The 14,038-nt window shown below is 44.5% G+C and carries 17 protein-coding genes and 1 pseudogene; 6 read left to right on the top strand and 12 right to left on the bottom strand.

The window, feature by feature from the left end; genetic code table 11:
* The coding region (locus R1Y93_RS03535) for an ABC transporter permease (protein ID WP_500821648.1) at positions 1 to 500 on the top strand (500 nt) is incomplete at its 5' end.
* A 21-nt stretch (positions 501 to 521) separates the two neighbouring features.
* Here the strand turns inward: R1Y93_RS03535 and R1Y93_RS03530 are convergent.
* Positions 522 to 1,238: a hypothetical protein gene (locus R1Y93_RS03530; RefSeq protein ID WP_500821647.1), complete on the bottom strand. Its 717-nt coding sequence runs from the start codon at positions 1,236 to 1,238 to the stop codon at positions 522 to 524.
* Positions 1,239 to 1,451: 213 nt separating this feature from the next.
* Between R1Y93_RS03530 and R1Y93_RS03525 the strand changes: the two genes are divergently transcribed.
* The 4 genes and pseudogenes from R1Y93_RS03525 (at position 1,452) to rfbD (ending at position 5,646) form a co-directional block, all read left to right on the top strand.
* Positions 1,452 to 2,654 (top strand): MerR family transcriptional regulator, encoded by a 1,203-nt coding sequence (locus R1Y93_RS03525; RefSeq protein WP_500821646.1) that lies wholly within the window; start codon positions 1,452 to 1,454, stop codon positions 2,652 to 2,654.
* Positions 2,655 to 2,745: 91 nt separating this feature from the next.
* Positions 2,746 to 3,642: a glucose-1-phosphate thymidylyltransferase RfbA gene (gene rfbA, locus R1Y93_RS03520; RefSeq protein WP_173726655.1), complete on the top strand. Its 897-nt coding sequence runs from the start codon at positions 2,746 to 2,748 to the stop codon at positions 3,640 to 3,642.
* A 16-nt stretch (positions 3,643 to 3,658) separates the two neighbouring features.
* Positions 3,659 to 4,678 carry a dTDP-glucose 4,6-dehydratase gene (rfbB, locus tag R1Y93_RS03515; RefSeq protein WP_158420260.1) on the top strand — a complete coding sequence of 340 codons (1,020 nt, stop codon included), beginning with the start codon at positions 3,659 to 3,661 and terminating at the stop codon, positions 4,676 to 4,678.
* 24 nt (positions 4,679 to 4,702) lie between these two features.
* Positions 4,703 to 5,646: pseudogene (gene rfbD / locus R1Y93_RS03510) on the top strand (dTDP-4-dehydrorhamnose reductase).
* Between the two features lie 114 nt (positions 5,647 to 5,760).
* Here rfbD and R1Y93_RS03505 read toward each other — a convergent pair.
* Complete coding sequence (locus R1Y93_RS03505; RefSeq protein ID WP_500821645.1) at positions 5,761 to 7,386, bottom strand: LCP family protein; 1,626 nt, start codon at positions 7,384 to 7,386, stop codon at positions 5,761 to 5,763.
* A gap of 208 nt (positions 7,387 to 7,594) precedes the next feature.
* Here R1Y93_RS03505 and R1Y93_RS03500 point away from each other — a divergent pair, with 208 nt between their 5' ends.
* Positions 7,595 to 8,470, top strand: a complete 876-nt coding sequence (locus tag R1Y93_RS03500) for a homocysteine S-methyltransferase family protein (RefSeq protein WP_500821644.1) — start codon at positions 7,595 to 7,597, stop codon at positions 8,468 to 8,470.
* Positions 8,471 to 8,479: 9 nt separating this feature from the next.
* Here the strand turns inward: R1Y93_RS03500 and R1Y93_RS03495 are convergent, their stop codons facing one another.
* From R1Y93_RS03495 to R1Y93_RS03450, 10 genes are all read right to left on the bottom strand, one after another.
* The gene (locus R1Y93_RS03495; RefSeq protein ID WP_500821643.1) at positions 8,480 to 9,622 is read right to left on the bottom strand and encodes a DUF362 domain-containing protein; all 1,143 of its coding nucleotides are present in this window, start codon (positions 9,620 to 9,622) and stop codon (positions 8,480 to 8,482) included.
* A gap of 3 nt (positions 9,623 to 9,625) precedes the next feature.
* Positions 9,626 to 11,248, bottom strand: coding sequence for a phosphoenolpyruvate--protein phosphotransferase (gene ptsP, locus R1Y93_RS03490; RefSeq protein ID WP_500821642.1), 1,623 nt, complete (start codon positions 11,246 to 11,248; stop codon positions 9,626 to 9,628).
* 15 nt (positions 11,249 to 11,263) lie between these two features.
* A complete protein-coding gene (locus tag R1Y93_RS03485) occupies positions 11,264 to 11,866 on the bottom strand; it encodes an extracellular solute-binding protein (protein ID WP_500821641.1) in 603 nt (200 codons plus the stop codon).
* A 181-nt stretch (positions 11,867 to 12,047) separates the two neighbouring features.
* Entirely contained in the window at positions 12,048 to 12,269 is a 222-nt protein-coding gene (locus R1Y93_RS03480; protein ID WP_500821640.1) for a hypothetical protein, read from the bottom strand.
* Positions 12,270 to 12,383: 114 nt separating this feature from the next.
* On the bottom strand, positions 12,384 to 12,512 hold the full coding sequence (locus R1Y93_RS03475; protein ID WP_500821639.1) for a hypothetical protein: 129 nt from the start codon (positions 12,510 to 12,512) through the stop codon (positions 12,384 to 12,386).
* 4 nt (positions 12,513 to 12,516) lie between these two features.
* Positions 12,517 to 12,939 carry an extracellular solute-binding protein gene (locus tag R1Y93_RS03470; RefSeq protein ID WP_500821649.1) on the bottom strand — a complete coding sequence of 141 codons (423 nt, stop codon included), beginning with the start codon at positions 12,937 to 12,939 and terminating at the stop codon, positions 12,517 to 12,519.
* A gap of 133 nt (positions 12,940 to 13,072) precedes the next feature.
* Positions 13,073 to 13,375, bottom strand: coding sequence for a hypothetical protein (locus R1Y93_RS03465; RefSeq protein WP_500821638.1), 303 nt, complete (start codon positions 13,373 to 13,375; stop codon positions 13,073 to 13,075).
* Between the two features lie 32 nt (positions 13,376 to 13,407).
* Positions 13,408 to 13,608, bottom strand: a complete 201-nt coding sequence (locus tag R1Y93_RS03460; protein WP_500821637.1) for a hypothetical protein — start codon at positions 13,606 to 13,608, stop codon at positions 13,408 to 13,410.
* Positions 13,565 to 13,735 carry an ABC transporter permease gene (locus tag R1Y93_RS03455; protein ID WP_500821636.1) on the bottom strand — a complete coding sequence of 57 codons (171 nt, stop codon included), beginning with the start codon at positions 13,733 to 13,735 and terminating at the stop codon, positions 13,565 to 13,567. The genes R1Y93_RS03460 and R1Y93_RS03455 overlap by 44 nt, the downstream gene beginning before the upstream one ends.
* Before the next feature lie 22 nt (positions 13,736 to 13,757).
* A partial coding sequence (locus R1Y93_RS03450; protein ID WP_500821635.1) for an ABC transporter permease occupies positions 13,758 to 14,038 on the bottom strand: 281 nt, incomplete at its 5' end.

The following is a 14,038-nucleotide window of genomic DNA, read 5'->3' as shown; positions in this document are numbered from 1 at the left end:
TGTGGCTTTGTCCAAAAATCTCCAGAATCCTGGAGCCTTACCTGGTAGTCCTGAACAGCCTGCCAAAATCCGCACTTGCCCCACTTCTTATTGTCTGGCTGGGTGCCAGTGAGAAAACCATTATTGTATCAGGCATATCCGTTGCCATCTTCGGCTGCATTCTCAACCTGTATACAGGCTTTACCGAAATCAGCCAGGAAAAGCTGAAGCTGATACGAACACTTGGGGGTGGCAGGATAGATGAATTATTTAAGATCGTCCTTCCCTCTTCTGTACCTACCATACTAAGCAACATGAAGGTAAACATAGGTCTTTGCCTGGTTGGAGTGATCATCGGGGAGTTCATCGGTGCCAGACAGGGACTGGGATACCTGATCATTTATGGAAGCCAGACTTTTAAGCTTACCTGGGTACTGATGTCCATTGTGATCCTGATGATCATTGCCATGCTTTTATATGGAATCCTGAATCTTATTGAAAGAAAAGTGAGAAAGCACTAATTGCCGGAGTCTTTCTCCGGCCTACATAAGCAGCTGCTTCAGCCACTTTGAAGCCGCTTCCGTATTCTGGGCATTTACAAGCACAGCCACACATACCGGCTCATATTCAACCCCAAACTGTTCTTTCAGACTTTGATCTGAAACCAGAATGTGATTTCCCTGTATCTTTTGCCCTGCAGCCTGAAGGGTATCCTGATCCAACAGCTGATCAAGATCCATAAAATAGCCTTCCTTCTCAAGGGAACTGCAAAGTGCTTCCGGCATTAGTGCCACATCGAAGGCTTGTGCCTGTACCTTTGTCACAAAAGCCACCTGGCTGTATGTATCCAGCTGGGTACCATCTTCATTTGTCACAAATGTTTCTGTAATATCAACCTTCTGATATGGATCCTGGTCAATCCCTAATAATTCTTTCAGGTTTTCTTCCACAGTTTCAGAATCAGAACCTGCTGAATCTGTCACAGCAATGGATAAGACTGTTTTGATCCTGGCATTTTCTATCCAGCTGCGTATTCCAAAAGCCAGGAACACCACCCCTATTGCCACAAAAATCCATACCTTATAATACATCCAGATATACTGCAGTTTTCCCATCCAGTCCATTGCTTTTAATTTTTCTTTTTCCAGAAGCCTTTTTTCTTTTTTAGTAAGATCCGATTCATGTTTCTGACTCAGCTGCTGACAGGTCTGTTCCTCCTGCTGCTTTTTCTTATTTTCATCTTCCAGTTCAATTCTCATAAAATCCCTCATTTTCATTTTTAAATATAATACTACCATACTTTCACAGAAATAAACATACATATTCTTGTCCTGTCACAGGATTCCATTTATAATATGATTACAGCATCAAAAGGACTGAGCCCATCTGTGCCTGCCACAGGTGGGTGAATACCTTGAGACACACCTGATATAATATCCGCCTGGATTTCAAATATAAGGAGGCATTTTCCCATGAAAAAAACCGGCTACTATTCTTCCGGTGAATTTGCAAGGATGGCGCACGTTACCCTTCGCACCATCCGTTATTACGATAAGCAGGACATCCTGAAGCCCTCGTATGTATCCCCTGCAGGAGCACGCTTTTATACAGATGCGGATTTTGCCCGTCTGCAGCAGATCCTTCTTTTAAAATACTTAGGTTTTTCTCTGGATGATATCCGCAAAATGACAATTGATGATTCAGACTATCACTTCATGCTTAACTCCCTGGATGTGCAGCTAAAGCTTGTACGAGACCGGATCGAACAGATGGAAATGGTGGAACAGGCTATACTGGATACTGCAGATATGATCCGAAAGGAGCACACAGTAAACTGGAGCCAGATGCTGAACCTGATCCATCTTACAGGCATGGAAAACAGCCTGAAGAACCAATACCAGGATGCCTCCAATATTTCTGCCAGGATCAATCTTCACAGTCTTTATTCTGTGAACCACCAGGGATGGTTTCCCTGGTTTTACCAGCACTGTCATCTGACAGATGGTATGAAAGTGCTTGAGATCGGCTGTGGAGACGGCACTTTATGGACAGAGAATCTTTCCAGCCTTCCCAGGAATATTACCGTAACCCTTTCCGATACTTCAAGCGGTATTCTCCGTGATGCCCGAAGAGCCATCGGAGGAGAGGATCCCCGTTTTTCCTATACTGCCTTTGACTGCCATCAGATACCTTTCCCAGATGAAAGCTTTGACCTGGTGATCGCAGGCCACGTACTTTTTTACTGTGACAGAATCTGGGATGTATGCCAGGAAGTAAGCCGTGTATTAAAGCCTGGCGGTTTGTTCCTGTGCTCCACCTACGGCAGCAGCCATATGCGGGAGGTAAGTCGGCTTGTTCAGGATTTTGATGACCGGATCGTTCTTTCCGCAGAAAAGCTTTATGAGAAATTCGGCAGAGAAAACGGAGCCGGGATTCTGTCCAGGTATTTTTCCTCAGTAACCTGGGAATCCTATCCTGATCACCTTGTGGTTCCTGATGCCCAGCCTCTGATCTCCTACATCCTTTCCTGCCACGGCAATCAGAACCAATATATTCTGGATCATTACAAGGAATTCCGCTCCTTTGTGGAGAAAAAAACAGAGCATGGGTTTCATATCACCAAAGATGCAGGACTTTTTCTTTGTGAAAAAGTAACAAATTTAAAAAAATTGTAAAAAAGTCCTTGAAAGTAACCTTACGTCATCTTTTATACTGGAAACATCATAAATAACGCACCATTTACAAAACAAAGGAGAAGATATTACTATGAAGGGAATTATTCTTGCCGGAGGCTCCGGTACCCGTCTTTATCCGCTTACCATGGTAACATCCAAACAGCTGTTACCGATCTATGACAAACCTATGATCTACTATCCCATGTCCGTATTGATGAACGCAGGGATCCGAGATATCCTGATCATTTCCACTCCTCAGGATACCCCAAGATTCCATGAGCTTCTGGGGGATGGTCATCAGTTCGGCGTACATCTTACCTATGCTGTACAGCCAAGCCCGGACGGACTTGCACAGGCCTTTATCATTGGTGCCGACTTTATCGGCAATGACACTGTTGCAATGGTTCTTGGCGATAATATTTTCGCTGGACATGGCCTGAAAAAAAGGTTAAAAGCAGCTGTTGAAAACGCAGAATCTGGCAAAGGAGCCACTGTTTTCGGTTACTATGTAGATGATCCTGAGCGTTTCGGTATCGTAGAGTTCGACAAAGACGGAAAAGCAGTTTCCATCGAGGAAAAGCCGGAACATCCAAAGAGCAACTACTGCGTAACAGGCCTTTATTTCTATGACAACCGGGTGGTTGAATATGCAAAGAACCTGAAGCCAAGTGCCAGAGGAGAGCTGGAGATCACAGATCTGAACCGTATCTATCTTGAGAATAACACCTTAAATGTAGAGCTTTTAGGACAGGGCTTTACCTGGCTGGATACCGGCACACATGAGAGTCTGGTGGAGGCAACCAACTTTGTAAAAACTATGGAAAGCCATCAGCACAGAAAGATTGCCTGCCTGGAGGAGATTGCCTACTTAAATGGATGGATCACAAAAGAAGATGTTTTAAAGGTTTACGAAGTTCTGAAAAAGAATCAGTATGGCCAGTATTTAAAAGACGTTCTGGATGGTAAATATCTGGATGTTCTGCACTGAAAGGAGAATATATAAAATGAAGATCATTGTTACCGGCGGTGCCGGATTTATCGGAAGCAACTTTATTTTTCACATGTTAAAAAAATATCCGGATTACCGGATCATCTGCCTGGACTGCCTGACCTATGCAGGTAATCTTTCCACTCTTGCACCTGTAATGGACAATCCAAATTTCCGTTTTGTAAAAGAAAGCATTACAGACAGAGAAGCTGTATACAAACTTTTTGAAGAAGAGCATCCGGATATGGTTGTAAACTTTGCAGCAGAAAGCCATGTAGACCGTTCCATCGAAAATCCTGAGGTTTTCCTGAACACCAATATTATCGGTACTGCTGTTCTGATGGATGCATGCCGCAAATACGGGATCCAGCGTTACCATCAGGTTTCTACTGATGAAGTTTATGGAGATCTGCCTCTGGATCGCCCGGATCTGTTCTTTACCGAGGAAACTCCCATCCACACAAGCAGCCCTTACAGTTCTTCCAAAGCAGGCGCTGACCTTCTGGTACTTGCTTACCACAGAACTTACGGCCTGCCTGTAACCATCAGCCGCTGCTCCAACAACTACGGTCCATACCACTTCCCAGAGAAGCTGATTCCTCTTATGATCGCAAACGCACTGAATGACAAGCCTCTTCCGGTTTATGGAAAGGGCGAAAATGTACGTGACTGGCTGTATGTAGAAGATCACTGCAAGGCAATCGACCTGATCATTCATAAAGGCCGGGTAGGCGAAGTTTATAACATCGGCGGACATAACGAGATGAAGAACATCGATATTGTAAAAATCATCTGTAAAGAACTTGGAAAACCTGAAAGCCTTATTACTTACGTAGCAGACCGTAAGGGTCATGACATGCGTTATGCCATCGATCCTACCAAGATCCATAATGAGCTTGGCTGGCTTCCGGAAACAAAATTCGCAGACGGAATCAAGAAAACCATCCGCTGGTATCTTGATAATAAGGAATGGTGGGAAACCATTATTTCCGGTGAGTATCAGAATTACTACGAAAAAATGTACGGCAATCGCTGATATAAGGATCGTGAGGAGGACGCTATGAAGTTTTTTGTAACAGGTGTGGCAGGACAGCTTGGCCATGATGTGATGAATGAGCTGCACAAACGGGGCTTTGAAGGCGTTGGGTCTGATATTGCACCGGTTTACAGCGGTATACAGGATCATTCCCCGGTCTTACTGAAATGCCTTATGTTTCCATGGACATTACAGATTCCAAGGCCGTAGAAAATATCCTGACACAGATCAAACCGGATGCTGTGATCCACTGTGCTGCATGGACAGCTGTTGATGCTGCTGAAGATGAGGATAAACAGGAAAAGGTTCGCCTGGTAAATGTAACAGGCACAGAAAATATTGCAAAGGTATGCCAGAAGCTGGACATTAAAATGATGTACCTTTCTACTGACTATGTATTTGACGGACAAGGAGAGACGCCCTGGGATCCGGACTGCAAGGATTACAAGCCATTAAATGTTTACGGACAGACTAAGCTGGACGGTGAACTTGCTGTTTCCGGTCTTGTTTCCAAATTTTTCATTATCCGTATTGCATGGGTGTTTGGAAAAAACGGAAAGAATTTTATCAAAACCATGTTAAGTCTTGGTAAAACACACGATACCCTTCGTGTGGTAAATGACCAGATCGGTACCCCTACCTACACCTTTGACCTGGCCCGTCTGATGGTAGATATGATCCTGACTGACAAGTACGGATATTATCATGCTACCAATGAGGGTGGCTACATTAGCTGGTATGACTTCACAAAGGAGATCTTCCGTCAGGCAGAAGCCCTTGGACATCCGGAATATGCCCCTGATCATTGCCACGTATATCCGGTAACTACTGCTGAATATGGCGCATCAAAAGCAGCAAGGCCATTTAACAGCCGTCTGGATAAAAGCAAGCTGACCAAATGCGGATTTACTCCTCTTCCCACCTGGCAAGATGCACTTGCCAGATACTTAAAAGAGCTGGATTTCTGATCATCGATCAAACACCTGATTGGTTTATCCCTGACAGTAAAAGACCTGCAAAGTATGAAAAATACTTTGCAGGTCTTTTTTAACATATTCGTTTAACCTAAAGCTTATGCAGCACTATCTGCTGTTGTGGTGTCTGCTGCAGTATCTGCAGCTGTACCATCCTGGGCATCTGTACTGACCTCCTGCCCCGGGAACAGGGGATGGAGTGATAGGACCATCCTCCGGGATTCCCAGATCCTGGGTAGATGTATCAGAAGCAGTCTCATCCTGAGTGATGGTTTGTCCATCACGTACCTTTGCCATCAGCTCTTTGGCCTTATCTACTGTTGTCTCATCCGGGATCATAACGTAAGCAGGCTGACTTAAGGAGTATGGCTTTTCCTTTGCACCAGTACCATTCACGCTATAAGTAACCACATTCCAGGTGCCCCCATTCTTCAGCTGATCCTGGAGGATCTCTGCGATCTCCTCATAAGTGATATTCGTGCCAAAGCAGCCATCCAGGCTTTCGATCACATTGGAATAATTCTTCAGGATATCCGGAGACATTGCCTTTGCGATCACTGCTTTGATCACAGCCATCTGGTTCTTGCCCCTCTGTCTGTCGCCTTCAGAGAATGAATATCTCTCTCTTGCAAATACAAGAGCAGACTCTCCGTCCAGATGATTGATGCCTTTGTTGTAATGCCATCCCAGAATGTTTCTGGAATCAAATTCATAATCCGAATCCACATCAATGCCGCCAAGTGCATCAATGATCTTTGTAAATCCTCCAAAGTTCACGCGGAAATAATAATGAATATCTTCATCGTAAAGCATACCCAATGTATCCATACATACATCAATACCATAGATACCGGCATGGGTCAACTTGTCCTTTGCTCCATTGGAAATAGAAAGAGGAACAAAATAATCTCGTGGTGTGGACACAAGCAGAACCTGCTTTGTCTCTGTATTGATGGTGGCCAGGATATTCACATCACTTCGACTGGAGGCAGTCATCTCGCCTCTTGTATCAATACCGCTGATATAAATGGTATAGATCTTGCCGCCGCCAGCAGTCTCTACCGGCTTCACCGGCTCTTCATCCTTCTCGGCGATCACATTCTCCACGTCTACTGTACCAACTTCTTTGATCTTTGACTGGATGTCTGTATATCCGTCCATCTCGGACAAGACTTCCACATAAGCCTGGTTCAGGATCAGCGCCTGTACCTGACCGTTCAAAAGACCATCTGCCAGTTCTGTAAGCCCTGGGAACTCTACTGTATTCACATCTGTATCAAACTGGCTTTTCAGATGAGCAACAGCTCCGTCTGTGTTGGTACGGTCAAGAGCCTGAAGGATGCCATAGGTATCCCCATTGGTGGCGTCCACTGAATCTGCTGTATCCTCAGCCTTTACATAAACAGATATCTTGGTGATCTCCGTCTTCTCTCCGGAAATCTTGGTGATGGCTGTCCTTGTCTGATTCACATAAGCACCGCCAATGGCAAGAACTGCAATAAATACAAACCCAAGCAAAGCCCCGACAGTAAACCGGATCTTATTGCTCATTCGCCATACAAGGGCTGCAGTGAGAACCACGAACAAAAGCAGGATCACACCGGCAACAATCATGTAGGTATCTGGAATCATCTTTGTTCTGGCAAGCATAACCATGAAGATCACGGAAACCACCAGTAAAAGCACAGTGATCACCAGACCTGGCACCCTGTCAAACTTTTTCTTCCAATTCATCCTTGCATTCTCCTTTTCATCACATATGTATTCAAAATCACCCCATATTTTATACGCTGGATACATGAAAATCAAGAGGAGAATCCTTATGCAGCTTAAATTTAAGATTCTTTTTATAAATTATGGGATTAAAATGGATATTTTTCAACGTGTATGCTATAATTCTAACCAAATTGCGGAAAATCTCACATTACAGGAGGCATTATACATGACCAAAGAAACTTTTTTACAGCTTGCAGACCAAATCCTGCTCCTTGACGGCGCCACAGGCTCCAATCTGATGGCAGCAGGAATGCCAAGAGGCGTATGCACCGAAGAATGGGTGCTCAGCCACAAAGATGTGATTCAGAAACTGCAGAAAGAATATATCGAAGCAGGAAGCCAGATCATCTACGCTCCTACCTTTGGCGGCAACCGGTGCAGTCTGAGCCTGCACAATCTTCAGGATCAGGCAAGCCAGATCAACCATACACTGGTCAGCTATTCCAAAGAAATCGCCAATGGCAAGGCTTATGTAGCCGGTGATATTACCACCTCCGGCAAGATGATGGCTCCGGCAGGAGAAATGACGTATGAAAACGCCTATGAAATGTACAAAGAACAGGCCGGATACCTGGTAGAAGCCGGTGTGGATCTTTTTGCAGCAGAAACCATGATCAATATCGAAGAAACACTGGCGGCTGTAGATGCTGTCTCCAGTATCTGTGATCTTCCTATCCTTTGCACCATGACTGTAGAAGCAGACGGCAGTATCTTCAGCGGCGGCAATGCAGTTGAAGCAGCACTTGCCCTGGAGGCAGCCGGTGCATCAGCTGTAGGAGTGAACTGCTCTGTGGGGCCTGATCAGCTGGTATCTGTGATACGGAACATACGGGAAAACGTATCCATACCTGTAGTTGCCAAGCCCAATGCAGGTATGCCTTCCATTGATGACCAGGGGCACGCTGTTTACAATATGACAGCAGAAGATTTTGCCAGACATATGAAAGTACTGGTAGAGAATGGCGCCTCTGTGATCGGGGGCTGCTGCGGCACCACACCGGAATTTATCCGTCAGACTGCACAACTGATCCGCAGCCTGTGATCTCCTCTACTATCTTACCTTAATTGCCTTTTTAGGACACATTTCCTGACAACAGAAGCACCGGATACATTTTTTATAATCATAAACAGGCGGCTGGTCTTTCCCCTTACGGAAGTCCACCGCCTTTTCCGGCACAGGACAGCTATTCACACAGATACCACATTTCACACACAAATCTGCCTGAATATAAGGTTTTTTCTGGAACAGGTTCAAAGCCTTTGCCATTCGTGTCCATATATTCTGCCGGATTCTTTTACGATCCACCTTAAAATCCGGCTTTCCGAACCTTTTCACAGCTTCTGCTGAAGAAATCTCTTCGCCTGTATGAAGAAGAATGGATATCTCCTCTTCCTTCCATGTGCCAAGTCCCATCTTTTCTCCATGATAATTTGTTGGAACCAATGCAGGATCCAGATAGACAAGTCTTGCAAACACACTATCAAGAGCCACAGGATCTGTGGACATAAGCAGTACATTCATAGGAACAGGATCACCTGCTCCCGGACCATCGCCCTCCATGGCAACGATGCCGTCCATCAGGTACAGTCTGGGCTTTACCATCTTGTTCAGATCCACCAGCATTCTGGCAAAACTATCTGCACTTGGATATCTGGTATGTCCAATGGCTTTTTGTCTTCCATAAATAAATCCATAGCTGTTTTTAACTGCCCCTGTGATCCGTTCCAATGCATGTGTTTTCATTTTTGACACGGAAATCACACAATCCGCCTCTGTAAGCTCCTTAGGCAGTATAAAATCCTTTGCCTGGATTCCTTGAGGATAGGAAACCATTACCGGTTCCTTATAATCAACAGCAGGGATGTGATACTTTTCCAAATAAGCATCCATCCCTGTTCCTTGTATCACCTTACTGGTAGTTCCGTTTCCACAGGAATCTGCCAGCATGATCCGGTTATAACCTTCTTCCCGCAGGATCCTTGCCAGCGCACCGACCACCGTAGGATGAGTGATCACAGCCTTTTCTATTTCTGCTTTTTTCAGAAGATTTGGTTTTAAAAGGATTTTTTCTTCTTTTCCAATCAGGCTTTCAACACCGCCAAGCAGCGAAAACCCTTTTTTAAGAAGAGAATAAATTTCTTCTTCCTCATATTCCTTACAAGGAAGAAGAATCACTCTGCTTTTTTGCTCCATAAATCAGTCCTTCCCTTCTGTAAGATCTGTATTTCTCACTGCCCGGCGTACTGGAAGGATACAGGCAGGAACTACAGACAGGCCATCTACCCCCATTTGGATAAATGTACGTGTAAGCTTTGTATCGGCAGCTATCTCGCCACAAATGTATACCTTACGTCCATTTTTATGTCCTGCATCCACCACCATCTGGATCATCTTCAATACAGCCGGATGATGATCATTATACTTGTTGCGAAGTAAAGGATTCTGCCTGTCCATGGCAAGGGTGTACTGGGTCAGGTCATTGGTGCCAAGGCTTAAAAAATCTACTCTTTTAGCCAGTTCTTCACTGATCATTACTGCAGCCGGTGTCTCGATCATAATAGCCTTTGGGATTTCCTGGTATGGCTGTCTTTTTTCGTCCAACTCCGCTCTTACTTCTGCAAGGATCTGCTCTATCGCATCCATCTCCTCTACGGAATCGATCATTGGATACATCAGTGACAGACTGCCATACACGGAAGCACGGTAAATGGCACGCAGCTGAACCTTAAACATCTCCCGTCTGTCAAGGCAAAGACGAATCCCACGATTGCCCATGATAGGATTGATTTCCTCAGGGATATTCAGGTATTTCGCCTGCTTATCCGCTCCCAGGTCTACTGTACGGATCACTGCCCTTTTCGCGCCCATCGTCTGGGCTACTCTTTTGTAAGCAGCAAATAATTCCTCTTCACTGGGATAATTCTCTCTTCCCAGATACTGAAATTCACTTCGCAAAAGACCAATGCCGGCCGCCTCATAATAAAGCACACTGTTCAGGTCATCCAGATTGCCAATATTGGCATAGATCGGCACTATACGGCCATCTACGGTTTCGTCCTTCTGATGCCTTAGCTTCAGAAGGTCTTCCCGTTCTTCTATATCTGCGATCCTGCGGATCTCATATTCTTTCAAAAATTCCCCGTCCGGCTGGATATACAAAGTACCTGTATATCCATCTACAATGGCATTTGATCCATTCCATTCTTCTTTGGGAGAAATCCCTACCAGAGAAGGGACTGCCATAGTGCGGGCCAGAATCGCAGCGTGGGATACCTGAGATCCCTGCTGGGTCACAACCGCAAGCAGCTGTCCCTTATCCATTTCCATGATCTCTGTAGGGGAAAGGCTGTCTGATACAAGGATCACAGGTTCCTTTCCCAGATCGATCCTGGGAAGTGCTCCGCCAAGAACGGTGATCAGATGATCAGCATTTAGGCGGACACACCGGATCTGCTCCTTCACAGCCGGATCTTCCAGACTGGCGAAGGTGGCAGACAATTCCTCTTTCGTAGTCATCACAGCATAAACTGCACTGACTTTTTCCGCTTTGATCATGCTTTCCACTGCTTTTTCAAAGCTTCCCATGGAAAGTACGCTGATCTGATGCTGCAGATCTTCTTTTTGTTCTTCCTGATCAGCCATCTTAAGCTGATACTTCAGATCTTTTAAAACCTGGTCTTTTGCCTGTTCAAATCTGGTCAATTCATACTTTACATTATTGATCAGATACTGGCTGAGCTGATACTCTGCCCGATTATAATAAAAGATCCTCCCAATGGCGATCCCTGCAAATGTAGACATGCCTTTATAAATTTCCATAATAAAATGATCCCCTTAATCGCAGGCTGCTTTAAACTCCGTCCAGTTCTTATTGTACTGCTCGTCAGCCTCTGCGCTTACATTCTGAATGATCTCGCCCTTTGTTACATCCTCCGGTACTACCAGGTTAGGATCTACCAGCTCATCTGCTGCTTTATTGGTGCAGTAGTAACCGATATAATCAAAGCACTTAGCAGATACTTCCGGCTGCAGGATATAGTTCACAAACTGATAAGCAGCATCCTTGTCCGGTGCTTCGCTTGGAATAAACATACCCATAATACCAAATCCAAGGCCCTCTTTCGGATATACCACCTTCAGATCCGGATTTTCTGCAAGTACAGAAGTAACCTGTGAAGTATAAAGGAATGCTACGGATGCTTCCCCATTAAGAAGTGCATCCTGGGTATTGTCATCCTGGATCATACGTACATTGGGAGCCAGCTCCAGAAGCTTCTTTCCGGTTTCTTTAATAGAATCCACATCCTCTTCATTCATGCTCTTTCCAAGTGCAAGGTTTGTGATACCATTGATAACCCTGTAATTGGCTGTCAGGGCAATACTGTCTTCTAGGGACGGATCCCAAAGGTCATTATAGCCTTCAATGTCAATGTCCACTTCATCCGGTTCATATAACCGATTAGAGGGATACCTGCACCATAAGGTACGGTATACTCATCGGTAGGATCGTAGAACTGTCCCTGATACAGAGAATTGATATTTTCAAAATTAGAAAGCTTATCTTTATCCAGTTTTTCAGCACAGGCCTTTCCTGGGTATCACTTTTTCCAGGATATAGTCATCTGCGATCGCCACACATCATCAGTCTCCGCCCTTTGCCATGGAAACCTTCTCCAGCATGGTCTCGTCTGTTATCAAAGTTGGAATATGTGATCTTAATCCCTGTCTCACTTTCAAAATCATCCAGTACTTCCTGTGGGAACATACCCTGCCAGGTATAAAGCACAAGCTCGGAATCATCTGCATAAGCAGGCGTAACGTATGCAGACAGATACTGCACATAAAACAGCTGCAAAAATTCTTTTTTTCATAATAGTTTCTCCTCTTTGACTCATTTATAATCACCGAAGCCTTTGATCTCCGGCAACTACCATGTTGTACGGCCTACTCAGCCTTAACCTTTGTCCAAAGCTCTGCAAACTTCTGCTTGATCTTTGGCTTCTGGTAATCCGAAGATCTCATTATCCGGATTGTCAATATCCGGTATGTAGGAAGAAATCCCTTCATATGTACCCTGGATCATTTCGTCATATGCACTCTTTACAGAAGAAGTATATCCTACTTCTTCTGTATTGTGAAAGAGCAGATTCATCATCCAGCATAAAATTAATAAACTGATGTGCCAGCTCTACCTCATTACAGTCTTTGGTGATCACCATTGCATCATACCACAGGTTGGTACCCTGATCCGGTGTAAAATAATCCAGTTCCGGATTTTCACTGATAATATACGAAGCATCACCAGAATATACCACAGCCAAAGCTTTATTTCCAGAAATCATATTGTCGATCACATCATCACCTGCATAAATTGGCTCCATGGTATTTCTCTGATCGATCAGCCACTGGAATGCCTCCTGGATCTGTGCATCCTCTGTTGTGTTCATGGAATAACCAAGCGCTTTCAATGCAATCATAAAGGAATCCCTTTCTGAATCATACATATACAGATTTCCTTTATATTTGGGATTCCGAAGCAGCTCCCAGCCTTCTTTTGCAAATCTTCCTTGGATACTACATTTTTATTATAAAGAATTCCTACCGTTCCCCCAGAAATAAGGACAGGAATACCGGTTTCCCGGATCATAACTTCTGTTCTTGAACTTCTGTCAGAAGGTTTTTACTATTTGGGATCAGATCCCAGTCAAGATACTGAAGGTAATCTCCTCCTCTGATCAGACGTTCAATCATATAATCTGAAGGGATCAGTACATCATAAGACTCACCGCCGGAAAGCTTGGTATACATCATCTCATTGGATTCAAAGGTTTCGTATACCACCGTACAGTTATACTCTTTTTCAAATTCCTGAAGCAGATCCAGATCCATGTACTCTCCTGCATTATATACCTTCAGTACATGAGTGCCTCCTGCCGTCTGTCCCATGCGGACCAATCCGGCAAAAAGGGCCAGTGCGACTAGACAGCGACCAGCCGTACAACCTTCCTGCTGCGTTTTCCCTGAAACTTTTCCAGCAATTTAGGAATCTGTCTTCCCCCGATCAGCACCACTGCAATCACTGCTATTACTATGGCAGATAAGGCATTAATCGTAGGATTGATCCTCTTTGTCATATTATATACAACAATGGAAATATTTTTTACACCATTTCCGGACACAAAATGAAATCACAAAATCATCAAAGGACATGGTAAATGCAAGAAGCACACCTGCAAAAATCCCATCCTTGATCATTGGAACGATTACTTTTATAAGTGCCTGCGCCGGCGTTGCCCCCAGATCCATAGCCGCATTGGCCAGGTTAGGATCAGCTTCTGACTTTTGGATATACGCTGGTGATCACGTAAGGAGTACAAAAAGCAATATGTGCCAACAGCATGGTCAGATAACCCTTCCGAAAGCCAAGGGACGAAAATAGAAGCATCAGTCCGATGGCAGTTACAATATCCGGATTCAGAATTGGCAGATTATTAATATTTAAAAGCAGTTCTTTTACCACTTTCCTTGACTTTGAAAGCCCAATGGCTGTGATCGTACCTAGAACGGTAGAGATCACAGTGGCCAAAATTGCAATGGTCAGAGAAACAT

Source organism: Blautia sp. HA3515 (genome assembly GCF_059933065.1).
Note: the sequence above shows the minus strand (reverse complement) of the source record. Positions and strands in the feature narration are given on the sequence as shown.